We start from the raw sequence: 18,447 nt of genomic DNA on the forward strand, positions 1-18,447 counted from the left end.
ACGGCCGCGACGATTGGGGCGTCGCCAAGCGGTAAGGCACCGGATTTTGATTCCGGCATTCGGAGGTTCGAATCCTCCCGCCCCAGCCACCACTACGAGGTTGTAGACCTTAGGAAAATCAAAGGGTTATGGAACGGTAAACCGGCTGAAAATGGCTGATTCACGGGGCTTGTGGATCACCTTTGTGGATCAGTCTGCAACCGGCCATGACTCTGCGTTCGCACCTCACCCGAAGAGGCAGCCGCTACTACTTCCGCCAGCGCGTTCCGACCGACTTGACCGATCGCCTGGGCGTTAAGGAAATCCGAAAGTCCCTTCAGTCATCATCACCGCAGGAAGCGGCAAGACGGGTCATTGCCGTGTCGGCGCTTCACGCCGATTTTTTCGAGCGGATTCGCGCGATGACGGACGAGACGGAAATCGAGAAGCAAGAGGACGTGCTTCAGCAGAGTGTGCGTGTGCTGTTGCTGCAGAACCGCGTGCTTCGCATCGGCAAGGCTGAGGTCGACGAGAATTTCGACGCCTATCGGAAAACCTACGCCCTGGTCACCAAGGACGAAAAGAACCGAGCCGTTTCGCCCAAGCTGGCAGCAGCCGTATCCGCTTTCCTGGAGACCTTCATCGTTGAGAAGGGTGGCCAGTGGGATGAAAGCGCCCATCGCCACAACATCAACTACATCAAGCTGTTCTTGAAAATTGTCGGCGACAAACCGTTGAACGCCTACACGCGGCAGGACGTGCTCAAATGCGTTCGCACGTTGGAGTGCGTCCACAAGAACTACGGTAAATCAAGCAAGGATGCGGGTCTGGATGTTGACGAGGTGCTTCGCTTCTCGGAAGACAAGGAGAGCATGAACATCACCACGCTGACGAAGCATTTCCGATGCGTGAAGTCGCTCTTTACGGCAGCCAACCATCACCTGGACAGCGAGGTCAACGTCGAGAAGCTGTTCGGCGGTATTCGCTTCCGTGACAATGTGCCGAAAGCGAAGGAGCGGAAGCCCTGGTCCGTTGATGATCTCAACCGGTTGTTCGCAACGCCGATCTGGAAAGGCACCAAGGCGCAGAAGCCGAGCCTTCGTTACCAGAAGGGCCGGCGGATCATCAGGGACGCCTACTGGTGGCTGCCGATAATCGCAATTTTCACCGGCATGCGCCTCGAAGAGATCGCCCAGCTTCAATGCGGCGATCTCAAGCAAACCAAAGACGGCATCGCCTACATCGAGGTGGCCGAGGGCGAGGGCAAGCGGTTGAAGACGGACTCCAGCACCCGCGCCGTTCCCGTGCATCCCACGCTTGTGGACTTGGGCTTCACCGCCTTGTTCCAAGGCAGCAATGCCGAAGATCGAATCTTCCCCGAGCTAACCGGCGGCGGGCCGCAAGGGAAGTTTGGCTACCAGTATTCCCAGGACTTCACCGTCTACCGGCGGCAGACCGGCTTGTATGAAGACCTGAGAGATTTCCACTCGTTCCGGCACACCTTTGCAACGCACCTGCGACGGGCGATCAAGGACATCTTGATGGTCGGCGAAATCGTCGGTCACGAAACGCAGCAAATTGAAACCCAGACCTATACGCACCCCACCGTGACCGACCGGTATGCGGCGATCTGCAAACTCGACTACGTCGCCGAAGGGTTGGAGATTGGCCACCTTTTTCCTCGCTCGGCATCTTAGGCTGGCGGCTGGCTGCAGCCGTATTCCGAGCTTTGCGTGGCCTGTCAACGGCGGAGCAATTCTGGGCCACTGTAGCGGAGTAAAAGCAGGCCATTTGGGCGAGAGCGGTGCAATCACGGCAAGGGGCCCGATCGGGCCCCTTGCCGTGCGTCGGCTTTGCCTCGGGGATCAGGGCTTGCTGGTTTTGCCGGTCTCGGGATCGACGGTCTCGGCGGTGGTCTGGTTTTGCTCCGCCCGATCGGCTGCGGTGGGGGACGACGACGTCCGGCGGATTGCTTCAACCGGTAGCTGTCGCCGTTCATGGTGAGGATATGGACGTGGTGGGTCAGGCGGTCGAGCAGCGCGCCGGTGAGCCGTTCCGATCCCAGCACCGAGGTCCAGTCCTCGAACGGCAGATTGGAGGTGACGAGGGTCGAGCCGCGCTCGTAGCGCTGGGAGAACACCTCGAACAGAAGTTCCGCCCCGGTCGGCGACAGCGGCAGGTAACCGAGTTCGTCGACGATGAGCAACATCACCGACTGGAGATCGCGTTGCAGCTTCAGCAAGCGGCGCTCGTCACGCGCCTCCATCAACTGGTGCACGAGGGCGGCTGCGGTGGTGAAGGCGACGGTGAACCCCTTCTGGCAGGCGGCAAGAGCGAGGGCGAGCCCGACATGGGTCTTGCCGGTGCCACTGTTGCCGAGCGCGATGACGTTCTCCCGGCGCAGGATGAACTCGCAGCGGGCCAGCTCGAGCACCAGCATCTTGTTGAGGCTGGGAATCGCGGTGAAGTCGAAGGTGTCGAGGCTTTTGACCGCCGGGAAGCGTGCTGCCTTGATCCGCCGCTCGACCATTCGGCGTTCTCGGTCGATCAGTGCGAGTTCCACCAGGCGCAGCAGATAGCGGGGATGATCGACGCCGTCGCGTGCGCATTCGCGGGCGATCTTGTCGTATTCCCGCAGAACGGTCGGCAGCTTCAACTGCTTGAGGTGATGCGCCAGCAGAACCTGCGGTGTGCCGCTTGTCGTTCCCGCCGGCATCGCATCAGCGCCCGCCTTGCCGGTCATGCCGTTGTCCCGGGAACGAGAACGGCGTAGTCAGCCGCCGCCGTCATCCTGACGTCCATTTTCGGCAGATGTGGATAGGCCGTCAGGTCGAGCCGGGCCGGCCGCCGCTCGACGCGCGCCAGAGCAATCTGCTTGACCGCATCAAAGCCGATGACGCCGAGCCGGATCGCTTCGCTGACCGCGCTCGCCACCATCTCCATCGGGATCGCCTCCATCAGCCGCAGCACCTGGATGAACTCCCGCCTGCCGCGGTTGCCCATGCGCGCCTCGAGGAGATGGCGCAGGTGCTGGAACGCCTCCGGCAGATCCCAGTCTTTCAGCGCCGCCGCCTGGTCGAGGGCATTCGGCTTCGTCTCGATCAGCGCCAGATAGTGCAGCGGCTCGAATACGAAGGTGCCCGTGCCATAGCAGCGACGATGCCGGGCGATCGCCTCGCCGGCACAAAGGATCACCACCTCGTCGACGAAGCCCTTCACCACAACATCCCGGAAGCCGTATGCCGTCGGTACCGAGTAGTCGTTGCCGCGGTAGCGGACCAGGGCGGTCGATGAGACACGGGCCGCCCGCTTCTCGCTCGGCTCCAATGGCACCGCCGGCAAATCCCGGAAGGCTTCGAGGTCGGCGACGAGACGCTCGCCGATGGTTTCGCCGTGGCGACCGGCGCGTTCGCCTCGTCGCTGCCGGCAGCGCTCTTCCAGCATGGCATTGAGATCGTCGAAGCTTGCCGCCTGGGGGATCGGCGTCAGGAAGTTCGATCGAGCATACTTCACCAGCCCCTCGACCTTGCCCTTGTCGTTGCCCTTGCCGGGACGGCCGAAGCGATCCTGGAACAGGTAATGGCTCTGCAGTTCCGTAAAGGCCCGGGTGCGCTCCCGCCTGCCGTCGCCGCAGATCTTCGCCACCGCGAGCGTCGTGTTGTCGTAAAGCACCGACAACGGCACGCCGCCAAAGAAGGCGAATGCCGACACATGCCCGTCGAGGAAGGCTTCCGTCGTCTCCGCCGGATAGGCCTTCACGAAAGGAGTATCCGATTGCGGCAGGTCCATGCAGAAGAAGTGGATCTTCTGCCGGACGCCGCCGATCACGCCGATCGCCTCGCCAAAGTCGACCTGCGCATGACCGGACGGATGAGCCAGCGGCACGAAGGTCTCCCGCAATCTCCCCGAGCAACCCGGACGTAGTCCCTCACCACCGTCAGACCGCCGGCATAACCGTGCTCGTCGCGCAGTCGCTCGAAGATCCGCTTGGCCGAATGCCGCTGCTTCGAAGGCGCCGTCCTGTCGGCCTCGAGGATGGCGTCGATCACCGGCAGCAGCACCCCGAGCTTCGGCTTCTTCACCGGCTTCGTTCGCGTGTAGCCGGGCGGCAACGAGAACCGGCACATCTTCGAAACCGTCTCACGGCTCAGCCCGAACACCCGGGCCGCCTCACGCCGGCTGTTGCCCTCGATGAAAACGAAATGCCGAACGGCGGCGTAGACTTCCACGGCAAACATCCCCGGCCGCCCCCACAAAAAAGAGACAGCCTAACCACTGGCCGGATTTTACTCCGGCGCGGCAGCACCAATCGCCGCCGCTACCTGGCCTAATTTGTCACCGCCATACACACGCCAGTAGATGCGCAGGATACCCAGCAGCTGTGCCGACAGCATGACGGTGCGATCCTTGCCGCCCTTGCCGTGCTCGACCCGGATCACCATCCGGACGCTGTCGATGTCGCCGACCTTTAGGCCGACCGCTTCGGACGCCCGCAGCCCCGCCGCATAGGCCGTTGTCAGCGCAGCACGGGTCTTCAGGCTGGGCACCGCCTCGAGAAAGCGCACCACTTCATCGGCATTCAACACCACGGGCAGCTTGTGCGGCTCGCGCGCGTAGGGGATCCGCTCCGGGATCTCGCCGTGCCCGAGCGTCACGCCGTAGAAAAACCGCAGGGCACACACCGTCTGGTTCAGCGCCGGCCACGAAATGCCAGTCGACACCAGATGTACCTGGAAAGCGCGCACGTCCTCCAGGCCAAGCTGGTCCGGCGAGCGACCGAAGTGGCGGCTGAACTTGCTGACCGCGTGCAGATAGGACCGTTGCGTCGCCGGCGACAGATTGCGGACCGTCATATCCTCGGTCATGCGCCGGCGCAGAGGGCTCATCTCGGCCATCGGGGTGCTCCTGTCTGAGAATAGGGCTTCAAGACGCCGTAATCCTCTCAGACGGGAGCTGTCCCTGCTAACCGATCACCCCACTCCCGCGACAGCGGGTTCGTTCAATCCCCAGCGATTCCCAATGATCAGAAAACGCTCTAATAAACCGTAAACGCGGCGCTACGGCGAAATTCGGCCCCGCCACTGGTAAAGGTGGTCTCAAGGGTATAGGTGCCGGGCGAAGCCTGCGCCGGGATAAGAATATTCGCGTCGACCGCCCACTGCCCCGGGATCAGGACGTAGTTCTTGTCCACGTTGGCGACCACCTGAGTCCCCTGCAAGGAGATGCGAGTCAGCAGCGTGCCACGCAGCGATTTCACCGTTGCCTGCGGACAGAAGGTATAGGTAAAGCGGTGGTTGATGGTGCTGTCGGCGGGTACCCGGTTCGGTGTCACCTCAACCGCGTCGATCCATAGAAAGCGGCGCGTGTAGTTGACGCATGACTTGAGCAACGCCGGATCGTCGGTGCCGCGTAACAGCTTTTCCCCCGGCGCGGGCAGTTCCGCCGTGGTTGCTAACGATGCCGTATCGGACGGACTCTGTGCCGGTGGCTGGCCACCACGGCGACAGCCGGCGAGGTCCAGGGCAACGATCGCCACCAGCAGCATTCCCTTAGGCAAACAATGCCGCACCGCGCCCAACTCCTCTTATGTCTGTTGCTGCTCAATAGACGGTGAAATCGGCGCTGCCATTGAACGAGGCGCCTCCGCCTGCGAACGATAAGGTTAATGTGTAATCCCCCGGTGGTGCTTCCGGCGGCACGGTGATCCGCGCATCGACCGCCCATTGACCCGCACCTAACCGGTAGCCGTCCACGGGTTCAGAGAGGATGACCGAGCCACCTTGGGAAATGGTCGTGGTGAGCCGACCGGTCACGGAACTCTGGCCTCTCGGGCACAGGGTATAGACGAAGCGGTTGTTGATGTCGCGGCCCGCCCGGACCCGCGCCGGTTCGACACTCACTTCATTAACCGTCAGAAAGCGCTGCGCCGAGGCGCCAACGCAAAGCGACTGAAAGGCCGGATCCTGCGGACGAATGACGTACTTGGCTCCCGGTTGCGGCAGTACCACCATCGGTTCACGCGGAATATCGACGCCCTTTTGCCGCTCCGGCATGCATCCACTGACACCGAAGACGAGGACGAGAAGAACGGCAGTTGTTAATCGCGCCTGATGACCCATCCAGATCCCCCTTGATTTGTCGGCGTTTCACTGCTGCTTCGTCTTGAGCCTTCGTCGCCACGCGCGACGGTTTTCTTTGTCGGTGGTTTGGTTGCTTTTTCTCGCTCTTCTTTGGTTCGCTGGGCGATTCCTCAACCGGCTGCTTCGGCTCGACGGAGCCGACGGCGGGGCCCTGCTTTGCCGGCGGGGTCACCGGCGTCAACGGCGCGAGCGATCCGGGCGGCTGCAGCGTCACCGGCGTTGCCGGCGGCGGCGACGGTGGCGACGGCGTTGGCGCGACCGACGGCAGCGTTATCGCCGGCTGGCTTACCGGACTCTCCGTTGATGTGACCTTGCTCCCCGGCTCCGGTTGCTCGGCGACGGGAGCCGCCGGCTCTGTCACCTCCTTTGCGGCGGGCACCGGTGCATCCGCCGGTGCGGCCACCTGCGGCGGGCGCGAAGCAAAGAAGGTATCCTTGAGGATGAAGCCGATCCCGGCGATGAACAAAAGCACCACGCCGCCCAGAATCATCATCGGGATGCTGAGTCCGCGCCGACCGCTCGCCGAGCCAGTCGGCTGCGGTCGCGGCGCCGGGGCAGGCGTTTGCTCCGGCGTCGGCCATGGCGCCGGCGTCGCTGCGGACGCGGCCTCCGTGGACAGGCTCCCTGGGAGCGTGGCGGCCGCAGAGGTGGACGGTGTCGACCCGGAAGCGGCAAACGTCGGCATTGCCGTTGGGTCAGTTATCATCGGCCGTTGCCGCGTGGCAGCAAGCTGACTGACCAGCGGTGCGACACGCCGCACCATCGTCTCCTTTGCCGCAGTCAGTCCCATCGTGCTGCCAAGCGCACGCGAAAACTCCGTCATGGTCGCGAACCGCGCATCGGGGTTCTTCGCCAATGCCTGCATCACCGCACGATCAATGACCGGGTCGATCCCTGGCACCCGCTCCGCCAGCGAGCGGGGGATTTCCTCCACCTGGGCGCGGATCAGCTGATATTCGCTGTCAGCCATGAAGGNGAGATCACCCACCAGCAATTCATAAAGGACGATGGCAAGACTGTAGATGTCTGAGCGCTCATCGCCTTCATGCCCTTGGATTTGTTCCGGCGCCATGTACGCCAGCGTCCCGATGATATGGCCGGTCCGCGTCATCCGCTGGCTGCCGCGAATGCGGGCGATACCGAAGTCCATGATCTTCAGCGAGCCGTCCGCGGTCACCATCAGATTCGCCGGCTTGATATCGCGATGGACGACCCCGTTCGNATGCGCGTAGGCAAAACCCTCGGTTGCCTGCGCCGCCAGCGCCAGGCACTCGTCCGCACTGAGCCGGCCGCTTGCCCTGAGGATGTCCTCGAGCGTCCGTCCCTCCACCAGCTCGATGATCATCAACAGTTCCTGCCCCTCGCTGTGCAGGCTGTAGAGCGTGGTGATGTTCGGATGGTTGAGACGCGCCAAGCTTGCCGCCTCGCCACGGAAGCGATCGAGGAAACGCGCATCGTGCGCCAATTCAGGGCGCAGCAACTTGATCGCCACCGGCCGACCGAGCATCCGGTCGATGGCGGCGTAGACGGCGCCGATGCCGCCTTCACCAAGCAGCTCGGTGAACTGGAAATTGCCGACCACCCGCCCAATCATCGCGCCTGCTCCGGCAGACGGATGGGCCGGGTNTGCCCTCGCCGCGGATCGCTGCGAGCGCGCCCGATCGACGATAAAGACGCCGACCGAAATGTTGTCGAATCCACCCGCAGCGAGCGCCGCGTCGATCAGCCGTTGGCCCACCTGGTGCGGCTCGCCAGCGGCGGTCAGATCGCCAATGAGCCGATCATCCACCAGATCGCACAATCCGTCGGAGCAGATGAGCAATCGGTCGCCCGGGCGAAGCGGCATTCCCTCGCTCCATACCGTTACCGTGACGTCGGGCTTCGTTCCCAGGGCGCGCAGAATAACGTTGCGGTCCGGACGGTGCTGCGCCTCCTCCGGCGTAATCGCACCGCTGCGGACCAGTTCGCCGACGAGGGAATCATCCTCGCTCAACTGGGTCAACTCGCCGTCACGTAAGATGTAGGCACGACTGTCGCCCACATTGGCCAGATACAGCATGCCGCTGGCGAAGACCAACGCGGTGCAGGTTGTCCCCATGCCACGACAGGCCTCGTCTGCCTGCGCCTGGTCGAAGATCGCCCGATTGGCCGCCTGGAAGGCGGCATCGAGCGATTGCGCAATGCTGCCGTCGTAGGCGTAAAACGTCTGGTCGATAACCCGGGCGGCGATTGCACTTGCCACCTCGCCGGCGGCGTGCCCGCCCATGCCGTCGGCAACCAGGACCAGAATGCCCTTGGCGGCGCGTGGATCGTTGCTGCGCGGCACGTCGTGCAGCACCGTGTCCTCGTTGTGCGCCCGCACCCGACCAACGTCGGTCAGCATCGCACCGACGAAGCTTAGATCAGGGTCCCCGAGGGGGACGATCGCTGTAGAGTCTAGGGACATGAATAAACGTTCGTTGCACCAACCGTGATCTCGTGCATGGTTCGTTGCCCGAGTGAGACCGGCCGGCATTCGAAGGTGAGCTTGGTTCCGGCCACGGCCCGAAACCAAACGCCATCGGCGTCAGTGGTTCCACAGCTGACGTCGTTGACCCAGACCTCGAAGGTGCCGCTGTTGCCTTGAATATTGACCGGAAATGTCCGGCCATTGCTAGCAACTTGATCACAGCTGGCCGCCTGCGGCACGGGCACGTCTTCGGAGGATAGCAGAGCGTACGAACCGGCGCCGAGAGCAACAAGCCCAGCGGATCCAGCCGCGAGCTTCCACGCCAGCGGCGGGATGGTGATCCCGCGGCCGCCACTGCCGGACCGCTTCTGTCCTCGCTTCAACCCTGCCGCATTGCCGTGACTGCTGCCATCCACAGCCGAACTGTCCTCGCGCATCAAATCGCGCACCAACCTGGCGAGGTCCGCCCCGTCCTGCGGACGGTCGTCGGGGTTCGGCTTGAGGCAGGATTTGACCAAGCGATCAACCGCGGGAGACAAACTGGCGTCGATAACCGTTGGCAACGGAAAGCGGCTTTTCCGCACCTGGCTCATCAACTCGCTCAGGCTGTCGCTGGCAAAGGGCAGCCGCCCGGTGAGGAGTTCGTACAGCAGGATGCCCAACGCCCAGACGTCGGAGCGTTTATCCGCCGTCTTTCCTTCCAGCTGCTCCGGTGCCAAAAACTGCAGCGTGCCGACCACATTGCCAGTCATCGTCAGATTAGGCGTCAGCGAATCCTTGGCGATGCCGAAATCCAGCAGTTTCGGCCGCCCATCGCGGCTGAGCCGGACGTTACCCGGCTTGATGTCGCGATGAATGATGCCGTTGGCGTGGAGATAGCCGACACCATCGGCGATGCCGGTAAACACGCGCAGACGTTCATGCCAATCAACGGAGCGCGCCTGCTGCATCCAGTCTTTCAGCGTCGGCCCCTCGACAATCTCCATCACCAGATAAGGCGGCTTGGCGTCGCTGAAGAAGCCGAATAATCGGGCAATGTTGGGATGGAACAACCGGGCATGCAATCGCGCCTCATTCTGGAAGCGCTCGAACAGATCCCGCCGTGCCGTCGGCGCGTGCAGAAACTTGACCGCAACCCGGCGATTGACGCGGGTGTCGAAGGCGACAAACACCTCGCCCATTCCGCCCGCGCCAATGCGCTCAAGCAACCGATAATGCGAAACAACGCTTCCTGGCTGGACGCTGACTGACATGCTGCTGTAGCGATACTGTCTGAAGCTAAGATTTACCGATCGGTAACACGCGACAGGTGCATCAACTCCTGAGCAAACTTGATCGGGACCGCACCGCTGACGCGACCGCCGGCGAGGCCGTACGTATAAATACCGATCACCTTGCCGTTGCTATCAAATACCGGGCCGCCGCTGTTACCGGGACCGCTGGTATTGATCGTCAGCTGATAGTAGTCGCCATACCAGACAATCTTGGTGCCAGAGGAATCGGCGCCTTGTGCCTCCGTCTCGAACACTTTGGAGACGATGCCCTCGGTGACCGTCGGTTCGGGAACGAGNNGGTGACGACCGACTCGCCCGACCCCATCAGTTCCCGTGATTTGGTTACCGCATANGCGCTCACCCGACAACGCGGGATAGCCGATCACCGTAACCGGCTCACCCAGTGGCGGCGAGTAGCCAGTCGGCGCCATCTCCACCGTCCGCAGCGGCGTGTTTCCGGGAACGTCGATCTTGATCAGCGAGGCATCATTATCCTGGGATGCGCGCAGGAAGCGGCCAGCGACGCCGAGTTTGGTACCGGGAAACGTCACCGTCAGATCCTGCTTGGCTTCAAAGGCCCCCCGCTGCAAGGGGGCGCTGCCGTCGACAGAAAACAGCAGCGATGGATTGCCGGGAACCCACTGCTTCAGTCGTCCGGCCGCGACCATGTCGGCGACCTTGATCAATTCGGCCTTGGGATTCAGGATAACGACGATCTTATTGTTCACGCGCTTGCGCTCGAAGGGGACCACATTCGGCGGAAAGGCGATTCCCATCGAGTCACCGCGCTCGAAGTCGGGATCCCACGGCATCAACCAGCCGGCACCCACGTGCTTGTTGGTCAGAATGGAGCCATCCGGCGTAACGACGAAACCGCTACCGCGGCTGGCAATGCCGATGGCCGGATTGTTCAGGTCCTCACTCTCGGTAACCAGCCAACGAACAAGGCTGCCATCCTCGTTCATAACGAAAGCCGGCAGCAGCGGCAGTTGGTGCGCTTTGCCGTTCTCGTCGATAAACAGCTCGCCGTGGCCGCCGACGAACTTGTGAAAGACCTGCTTCGAATTCACCTTATCGTAGAGGTTCCAGCTCGATTCGATGAACACCGTCGCGTCGCCATACTTCGCCGCGATCTGCTTCGGCGTCATGCCCTCGACTTGGCTTTTCACCGCGGCGACATTCGCTTCCGCCTTCTTCGCCGCGTCCGCGAGCTGCTCCTTCAGCGCCTGCTCGGTCTGCATGTTGCGATAATAGAGGATGCCGCCGACCACGCCGATGACGAGGAGTGCCGCAGCAGCACCGATCATCCACTTCTGGCCGGAAGCCTTTCGCTCCTTCGACAGTTCGCGCTCCAGCGTCTCGCGACCGATACCCGACTTGGGCGGCGGCACCGCAGTGCGCCCCGAACCGACCGTGGTCGCCGATGCTCCGGTGGCATGCACGGAGGTCACCGGCGCCCCGGAACCATCCGACATCTTCGTTTCCTTGAAGGAAGCGTTCGAAATGATCCGCGTCCGCTCCACCAGATGCGCCGGTCGCGGCTCCACATCGAACACCATCTTCGGACCGCCACGGCCGAACTCGATGGTGTCACCGGGCAACAACTCCTGCTCGGCGAGGATCCGCTCGCCATTGAGAAAGGTGCCATTCGTGCTCTGCAGGTCAGCGATAGAGAACGCCAGCTTGATGTTGTCGGTGACCCGGATCACCGCGTGTTGCCGGCTGACCAGGTCGTCCTTGTCAGGGTCGAAGACGATCGCCGCGTTAGGGTCGCGACCGATCATCAGTTCGATCACCCCTCNCATCGGCACCTGTTCGATCTGATTAGCCTTAGAACCCGTGAGATACCGAAAGACAAGCCGTTCCATGGTCGTCCGCCGCCACCTGTTTTTACCGAACAATCAAGAATCTGGATAGACTATCACTAAGGTTGTGACTACTCAAACTACTGCATGCAAGCATTTCGTCAAAGTAGCGTCACAAACTCGCCGAGTCTCTCGCCGCACGTCTGCGGTCGCAGTCGTCACCATTTCGACGACGCATAATCCCGCCACATCCCCCTCCTTTTGAAGGGATTCGGAAGATCATACTCCCATGAAACGACGGTTGACACTATCCTGGTCGCTACAAGTGGACGAGTCGAGCACACAGTCACCCAATCGCGGGAGAACCGATGCCAATCTCACTGCTGAACGTCCGCCAATTCACCCCCACCGACCGAAGCGCCTGGGTCCACGTCGGCAACATCGCCGCCGTGCGCCAGGAGGGTAACAACTTTACCCTGCAGCCAGCCGCCGCCGCCCTCGCCCACTGCCCGCTGCACGTGTCATTCTTGTCACCCACTTGCCTGCGGGTCCGCTTCGCCCCGCCTGCCGCTACCGGGCGCACCCCTCCCTCCGCCGCGGTCATCGCCGCGAGTCTGGCGCCGGTGCAACTGCGGCTGGTGGAGGATTCCGAGCTTGCCCTGGTGATCGATACGGGTGTGCTGCGCATAATCATCGATCGCCAACCCTATCGGCTCAGCATCTTTCGCGACGGTCAACGCATTCACGCCGACGAGGAAGGTTTCAACGTCGTCTATTCCCCCGGCAGCCGACGTGTCGCCAATCTGAAGCAGGCACCAACCAACGCTCGCTACTGCGGCTTCGGCGAAGCCGCGGGCGCGACCCTGCTGAAGAATTTTTGCAGCATGACCCAATTCAACTTCGACAACTTTGCCTGCCAGCGAGCGCCCCTGCCAGCGGACAATGAGGCCGGTCCACTCAATCCGAGCGGCGCCCTCTACGCGTCGATCCCGTTGCTGATCGAAGTGAATCCACGACCCGTTGGCGAGTACGCCGGTCCCAGCTACGCCTACGGCGTATTCCTCGACAATCCTTCACAATCCTTCTTTAACATTTTCGCCAATGATTATTCCGACATGTCGGGGCGATATTACTTTGGGGCAGTTGCTGGCGCGCTGGATTATTATATTTTTGTCGGCGACGGAACGGATCAGGTGCTGGCGCAATACACCGCACTGACCGGTCGAGGGGCGATGCCGCCTCGCTACGTCTTCGGCTTGCATCAGGGCTGCTATGGCTACTACGACTGGGGGCGGCTGGAAGCGGCTGCCGCCGGTTACCGTCAGGCGCACATCCCCTGCGATGGCCTGCATATCGATGTGGACTTTCAGGACAACTACCGCACCTTCACTCACAGCGAGCGCAAGTTCCCGCATGCGCGAGAGATGCTCGACGCCCTGCGGGCCGATGGCTTCAAATGCGCGACCAACGTCTCGCCGCTGTTGAGCGACAACCCGCTCGACGAGACCGGGCATTTCGCCCCCTACCCGCAACGGGCGGCGCTGTTGGCGATCGCCGGGCTTCTTTATGATGTACGGGCGGGGCAGCAACAGGCCGGCGATGCGGCCAGCGGGGTGCGGCTGTTTACCGGCCGCCTCAATTACGGCACCAACAACCGGGTCAACCCCTACCATTACCCTCCGTTTAGCGCTCACCCGCCGCTTGCGCCAAACCGCAACGACGCGGCGCCGCTCGGAGCTTCGGGCAACTATGCCGACTTGGGCCGCACCGACGTTCGCCACGCCTGGGGCGAGCAGTATGCGCACCTGATCGACGAGCTGGGCATGGACATGATCTGGCAGGACATGACCTGCCCTGCGCAGGACGCGACGGTGGCCGGCCCCATCCTCACCCTGCCGCTGGATCTGATGCTGCACGATGGCGAGGGGTACCTGCCGCACGGACTGATGCATAACGCCTACGCGCAATGGCTGTTGCGAGCCACCTGGGAAGGGCTGACCCGTCTCCGACCCGACCAGCGCCCTTTCATTCTCGCCCGCGGTGGATACGCCGGCATGCAACGCTATGCGGCGCTGTGGACCGGCGACAACGCTTCCAGCTGGGATTTCCTCCGCATTAACATCCCGCAGGTGTTGAATATCGGCCTCTCCGGGGTGCCAATCTCCGGCGCCGATATCGGCGGCTTCGCCCGCGGCAGTGGCAGCAGCAGCGAGCCAATCTATCCAGGTGAACCCGGCGGCCGGATCGACGGCGGCGTCACCGAGCCGGAACTGTTCGTCCGCTGGATGCAACTGGGCGCCTTCCTGCCCTGGTTTCGTAATCACTACAATGGCTACGACAAGGCGTTCCAGGAGCCATGGGCCTATGACGCGACGATCGCCGACCACTGCCGGCGGATTGTCCACCTGCGCTACCGGCTGCTGCAGGTCATCTATGACGCTATGTATCACTGGACGCAGACGGGAATGCCGATCGCCCGTGCCCTCTTCCTCAACGATGCGGACGATCGCGAGGTATACGATCACCTGGACGATCAGTTCTTTCTCGGCCGCGATCTGATGATCGCGCCGATCGTCCATCCTGCCGCAGTGGGTGAACCGGCGCGGCGCCAAGTTTACCTGCCGGCCGGCGTCGACTGGTATCCGTTCAGCATCGAGGACGCGGCGCTGCCGCCACCACTCGCCGGCGGCAGGCTGATCGATGTGCATGCCGACCTGGGCATGCTACCGCTGTATGTTCGAGCGGGGGCCATCCTGCCGCTGCGAACCCTGGCGGAGGACTGGGTTGGCCAGCGGCCGGAAAATCCGCTGTGCATCACCTGCTATCCTGGCGCCGATCGTGACTATCTCCTCTATCAGGATGACGGCATCACCACAGCCGCGACGACCACTGCCGCTTACCGAACGACGCGGATAAGCCAGGCGACGCTTGGGACAACCCGGAGCGTACGCCTGGAGCGGCTACACGACGGCTATACGCCGCCGGAAACATGCTGCTTTGTCGCTTTTCGCGGCTGCCCGTTGCCGGTGATGGTCAGCATCGACGGCGAGACGCTGCCAAAGGAAACGTTGCCAGAGGAAAAGTTGCCAGAGGAGATGCGGCCAGAGGATACGCTGCCAGGCGCAAATGAGCGCGCCGCTCTCGGCCGCAGCGCGGGCGAGGCCTACGTCTGGAATGCCGCCACGGCGAGCATCGTCGTCAGGATCGCAGCTTGCCGCGCTCGAGCCGATATCCGGGTAAGCGCGGCGTAGGCCCTGCAAGGCAAACAACGGCTGTCGAGGACACGGAGGCGAAGATGGTGCAGCGACGGGCGAAGGGCCTCCCGGCCCGGATCACCTTCAGCCGCGATTTCCACGAGTTGCTGACCGGCGATCTGTGCCGCGGCCAACCGCTGCACATCGCTTACGATCCAAGGCGTATCGTCCCCGCCGACGCCGCGGTCAGATGCGGTGAACCGGACCGTCCGGTTACCCTCCATGCGCGTTTTTATGCCAGCGGCCCTGAGATGACATTACCCCTCGTCTCGCCCGCCGGGATTGTCGTCGCACCGGTGGAGGATGCAACTCGTCGCGCCTGTCTGGTCACGGGCACTCTAACCGTACCGGCGGACGCCAACGGCGTCAGTCTGTGGTTCAGCTATCCGGCGGCGGATGGCGAGCGTCAGGATAACGACTATGGCGCCACCTTTCGTTTCCGCTTTCCCTGTCACGATCTGCTGCTGAACCGGGCCGAGGTCGTACCGCTGCCCACGGGCGGCAGTGCCGTCTTCGCTGTCGACGTGGCCGCCGTGCCCGACATCGAGCGGATGCAGGTCCGCTACCGCCTGCTCGGCGAGGGCAGCCCGCGGGTCGGGGAGAGCGAGCTCAGCGTCGACGCCGCGATCGCCGATGTAGCTGGCAGCCGGCGGCGCTGGACCAGTCCACTCGTACCGGTCCCGACGGCAGCGATAGTCCGCTTCAAGCTCTTCTACTGGATCGGCGGCATTCGCTTCAAAGACGACGACGGCGGCAACTACTTCCTCGCCCCGGACCCGGGCGACGCAAAGCTGCCAGCGCCGCCGCCGGAGCTGCTCGCCAGTGCCGCCACCTGGGTGTGGTAACACTCCCTGCCGCACAGCCCCTGCGCCAGCCCCCTGCCTCGACGTATCCATAGCAGCCTGACTGCCTACTCCTTTGCCGGCAGCAGGTTGGTTGGTGGCTGGCCGATCTCGGGGACGGTGGATCTTGGCATGACCTGGCCCGGGCGCACCGGCTGCGTCGGCGCGGGGCGCATTGCCGGTGCCGCCGGCAACGCGACCGGAACCTTCTCGATCCCGGCAGGCGGCACTGTCTGCCCCACAGACGGAACACTCATCCCTGGAACCGCATCGGGTGGTGGTGGTGGTGGGAGGGGTTCCGGCGCTGCGGCGGGGCGGCGTTGCAGGAAGCGCTGGCTCTGCGGGCCGGGGGGCGGTTTTCCAGCGGAAACAGGTTGGTCATCCGCCGCTTCACCTCGTCGGTCAGCCTTCCCGCCTCCTCCTGATTCGCCACCACCCTGGGCGTCAGCAGCACCAGCAGTTCGGTGCGGGTCGAGCTCTCGGCCCGCTGGCCGAACAGCCAGCCGATGAAGGGAATGCGCGACAGGAACGGCACCCCCGACGACGTCGCCGTCTGGTTGTCGCGGATCAGCCCGCCCAGCGCCACCGTCCCNNCCGACTGCACCGCAACCGTGCTCTCGACCCGCCGCTGGGCGATGGTCGGGCTGTTGGTCAGCGTCGAGATGTTGGAGTTGGTCTGCGTCTGCACGTCGCTCACCTCCTGGACGATGTCGAGGGTGACCAGGCCGCCGGCGTTCACCCTGGGCGTCACCGCCAGGATCACCCCGGTGTCGCGATACTCGATGGAGTTCACCGTCGGCGCATCGGCGGAGATGTTGCTCGTCGACGACTGGGTGGCGATCGGCACCTGGTCGCCCACCTGCAGCGTCGCCGTCTCGTTGTCGAGGACGAACAGCTGCGGCGACGACAGCATGTTCACCGTCGACACCTGATCGAGGGCGTGGACCACCACCTTGATGTCCGAGGTGTTGAGGAAATAGTTGAAGCCGGACAGCGCCGGCCCCACCGGGGTGAACGTCGCCGCACCGGTGGCCAGGCCGGTCAGCGAGATCTCGTTGTTGCCCGTCTTGAAGAACCACTCGACGCCGTAGCGCAGGGCGTCGTTGAGCACCACCTCGAGGATCGTCGCCTCGATCAGCACCTGCAATGGCGTCACGTCAAGCTTGCGCAGCGCCGCTTCCACCAGCCGGTAGTCCTTCGGCGTCGCCAGGATGACCAGCGCGTTCTTCACGTCGTCGGCGATGATCCGCACCGGCGCCACCTCGCCCAGGTTCGCCTCCTCGCCGCCGGCACCACCGCCAAGGCCGCCACCCAAACCACCGCCAAGACCGGCCGCGCCGCCCGCCGCCTGCTGCTGCCGCCGCTGCGCCGCCGTGCCACCGATCCCACTGGTACCGCTGCCGCCGAGGCCGCTGGTGACGCTGCCGCCACCGGCTCCCGTCACCCCACCCGACGTCACACCCGACGTCCCGCCCGTCGACGCGCCCGTCGACGCGCCGGTGGATGCCGCGCCGGTGTTGCTGAAGCCGGTGACGCTGCTGCCGAGGCGGTTGCGCCCGGCAGTGGTGCCGCTGCCGCCGCCGATCTGCGTCCCGCGCAGCCCCGGCGCCAGTTGCCGGCTGCTCGTCGCCGCACCAGGATTGAAGATCTCGTTCAGCACCATCGCCAAGTCCGCCGCCCGGCTGTTCTGGCAGTAGTAGACGAAGATGCGCGCCACCGTCTCATTGCCGAGATCGAGCCTGGACACCCACTCCCGCGCCCGGCGCAGGTAGAGCGAGCGCGAGGTGATCACCAGTACCGACTGCAGCCGGTTGATCGGCACGAAGCGCACCACCCCGGCCAGCGGCCCCGTCTCCTGGTTGCCGAAATNCTCCTCCAGCAGCTCGCCCACCACCGTTTCCGGCTCCGCCTGCTGCAGCGGCAGCACCGCGAAGGACATCCCCCNCAGCCAGTCCACGTCGAAGGTGGCGATGATCTCCTGCAGCGTCGACAGTTCGGCGGCGTTGCCGCTCAGCAGCAGCACGTTGCGCGACGGGTCCGCCCGCACCACCGCCCCCGCCGGGGTCAAGGGCTCGATCACCCCCTTCATCTCCGCCGCCGAAACATAGCGCAGCGGTACCACCACCGTCCCCGTCCCGGCGCCACGGTTGCTGCCGCCGGCAGAGACGCCGCCGCCGCTCTTCGCCGCCCGGTCCGCCGGCACCACCCGGTAGGCCGCGCCGTTGCGCACCAGGGCCGCGTTGTTGAAACTGAGAATGTCCTCGAGGATGCCGAGCAGTTCGCCGCGCGGCACCGGCCGGCTGGTCCGCAGCGTCACCGTCCCCTGCACCGCCGGGTCGATGGCATAGTTCGCCCCCAGCGCATCGCCGAGAATGGCGCGCACCACCTCGCGGATATCGGCATCGACGAAGTTCACCGTCACCTGGCCGCCGGCGCCGCCGGCTGCACCGACGCCGCCGACCCGCCGCCCGCCGCTGGCGGCCGCGCCAGCACGTCCGAGCCGCGCACCATCTCCGCCGACCGCTCCGACGTCCACGCCGGCGCCTCCACCGGCCGCATCCCCGCCGCCGACCCCGTCCACTCCGATGCGTCGCCCAAGGGCTGGTCCCCGTCAACGTCGGCGACACCCGCGTGTCATACATCGGCGAACCAACACAGCCCAGCAGCAGAAAGAAAAGAAGCAACGGCAGCAGCGCGGTAAACC

The 18,447-nt window shown here is 64.0% G+C and carries 12 protein-coding genes, 1 tRNA gene and 1 pseudogene; 4 read left to right on the forward strand and 10 right to left on the reverse strand.

Annotated features, from left to right (window positions below; translation table 11 throughout):
- The first annotated feature begins 14 nt into the window (after positions 1-14).
- Together HQ394_RS02525 and HQ394_RS02530 are read left to right on the forward strand one after the other, a co-directional pair.
- Positions 15-89, forward strand: a tRNA-Gln gene (locus HQ394_RS02525).
- A 117-nt stretch (positions 90-206) separates the two neighbouring features.
- The gene (locus HQ394_RS02530; protein WP_190261883.1) at positions 207-1,676 is read left to right on the forward strand and encodes a site-specific integrase; all 1,470 of its coding nucleotides are present in this window, start codon (positions 207-209) and stop codon (positions 1,674-1,676) included.
- A gap of 113 nt (positions 1,677-1,789) precedes the next feature.
- On the opposite strand, the gene istB is transcribed toward HQ394_RS02530, so the two are convergent.
- From istB to HQ394_RS02570, 8 genes and pseudogenes are all read right to left on the reverse strand, one after another.
- Positions 1,790-2,722, reverse strand: coding sequence for an IS21-like element helper ATPase IstB (istB, locus tag HQ394_RS02535; RefSeq protein ID WP_317628952.1), 933 nt, complete (start codon positions 2,720-2,722; stop codon positions 1,790-1,792).
- Positions 2,719-4,217, reverse strand: a pseudogene (gene istA / locus HQ394_RS02540) (IS21 family transposase). Before istA ends, istB begins: the two are co-directional and overlap by 4 nt.
- Positions 4,218-4,265: 48 nt before the next feature.
- A complete protein-coding gene (locus HQ394_RS02545; protein WP_190261884.1) occupies positions 4,266-4,874 on the reverse strand; it encodes a tyrosine-type recombinase/integrase in 609 nt (202 codons plus the stop codon).
- 140 nt (positions 4,875-5,014) lie between these two features.
- A complete protein-coding gene (locus HQ394_RS02550; protein WP_223291796.1) occupies positions 5,015-5,515 on the reverse strand; it encodes a hypothetical protein in 501 nt (166 codons plus the stop codon).
- A 64-nt stretch (positions 5,516-5,579) separates the two neighbouring features.
- Entirely contained in the window at positions 5,580-6,032 is a 453-nt protein-coding gene (locus HQ394_RS02555) for a hypothetical protein (RefSeq protein ID WP_190261886.1), read from the reverse strand.
- Positions 5,995-8,634 carry a Stp1/IreP family PP2C-type Ser/Thr phosphatase gene (locus tag HQ394_RS02560; RefSeq protein WP_456151476.1) on the reverse strand — a complete coding sequence of 880 codons (2,640 nt, stop codon included), beginning with the start codon at positions 8,632-8,634 and terminating at the stop codon, positions 5,995-5,997. Before HQ394_RS02560 ends, HQ394_RS02555 begins: the two co-directional genes overlap by 38 nt.
- Positions 8,556-9,821 carry a serine/threonine-protein kinase gene (locus HQ394_RS02565; RefSeq protein ID WP_190261888.1) on the reverse strand — a complete coding sequence of 422 codons (1,266 nt, stop codon included), beginning with the start codon at positions 9,819-9,821 and terminating at the stop codon, positions 8,556-8,558. Before HQ394_RS02565 ends, HQ394_RS02560 begins: the two co-directional genes overlap by 79 nt.
- Positions 9,822-9,853: 32 nt before the next feature.
- Complete coding sequence (locus HQ394_RS02570; protein WP_223291798.1) at positions 9,854-11,710, reverse strand: FHA domain-containing protein; 1,857 nt, start codon at positions 11,708-11,710, stop codon at positions 9,854-9,856.
- 305 nt (positions 11,711-12,015) lie between these two features.
- On the opposite strand from HQ394_RS02570, the gene HQ394_RS02575 reads away from it, so the two are divergent.
- Complete coding sequence (locus tag HQ394_RS02575) at positions 12,016-14,898, forward strand: TIM-barrel domain-containing protein (RefSeq protein WP_190261890.1); 2,883 nt, start codon at positions 12,016-12,018, stop codon at positions 14,896-14,898.
- Between the two features lie 44 nt (positions 14,899-14,942).
- Positions 14,943-15,746, forward strand: coding sequence for a DUF6209 family protein (locus HQ394_RS02580; RefSeq protein WP_190261891.1), 804 nt, complete (start codon positions 14,943-14,945; stop codon positions 15,744-15,746).
- Between the two features lie 65 nt (positions 15,747-15,811).
- Here the strand turns inward: HQ394_RS02580 and HQ394_RS02585 are convergent, their stop codons facing one another.
- Together HQ394_RS02585 and gspD are read right to left on the reverse strand one after the other, a co-directional pair.
- Complete coding sequence (locus tag HQ394_RS02585) at positions 15,812-16,000, reverse strand: hypothetical protein (RefSeq protein WP_190261892.1); 189 nt, start codon at positions 15,998-16,000, stop codon at positions 15,812-15,814.
- Positions 15,997-18,324 carry a type II secretion system secretin GspD gene (gene gspD, locus HQ394_RS02590; RefSeq protein WP_456151477.1) on the reverse strand — a complete coding sequence of 776 codons (2,328 nt, stop codon included), beginning with the start codon at positions 18,322-18,324 and terminating at the stop codon, positions 15,997-15,999. The genes HQ394_RS02585 and gspD overlap by 4 nt, the downstream gene beginning before the upstream one ends.
- Positions 18,325-18,447: the final 123 nt, after the last annotated feature.

It is taken from the genome of Defluviicoccus vanus, from assembly GCF_014672695.1.
Classification (GTDB): domain Bacteria; phylum Pseudomonadota; class Alphaproteobacteria; order Rhodospirillales; family Defluviicoccaceae; genus Defluviicoccus; species Defluviicoccus vanus.

What these genes read in the sequence shown, in the direction of transcription:
- HQ394_RS02545 (WP_190261884.1), bottom strand. Translation starts at nt 4,874, where the DNA reads ATGGCCGAGATGAGCCCTCTGCGCCGGCGCATGACCGAGGATATGACG.
- istB (WP_317628952.1), bottom strand. Translation starts at nt 2,722, where the DNA reads ATGACCGGCAAGGCGGGCGCTGATGCGATGCCGGCGGGAACGACAAGC.
- HQ394_RS02555 (WP_190261886.1), bottom strand. Translation starts at nt 6,032, where the DNA reads ATGCCGGAGCGGCAAAAGGGCGTCGATATTCCGCGTGAACCGATGGTG.
- HQ394_RS02580 (WP_190261891.1), top strand. Translation starts at nt 14,943, where the DNA reads ATGGTGCAGCGACGGGCGAAGGGCCTCCCGGCCCGGATCACCTTCAGC.
- HQ394_RS02565 (WP_190261888.1), bottom strand. Translation starts at nt 9,821, where the DNA reads ATGTCAGTCAGCGTCCAGCCAGGAAGCGTTGTTTCGCATTATCGGTTG.
- HQ394_RS02530 (WP_190261883.1), top strand. Translation starts at nt 207, where the DNA reads ATGACTCTGCGTTCGCACCTCACCCGAAGAGGCAGCCGCTACTACTTC.
- HQ394_RS02575 (WP_190261890.1), top strand. Translation starts at nt 12,016, where the DNA reads ATGCCAATCTCACTGCTGAACGTCCGCCAATTCACCCCCACCGACCGA.
- HQ394_RS02585 (WP_190261892.1), bottom strand. Translation starts at nt 16,000, where the DNA reads ATGAGTGTTCCGTCTGTGGGGCAGACAGTGCCGCCTGCCGGGATCGAG.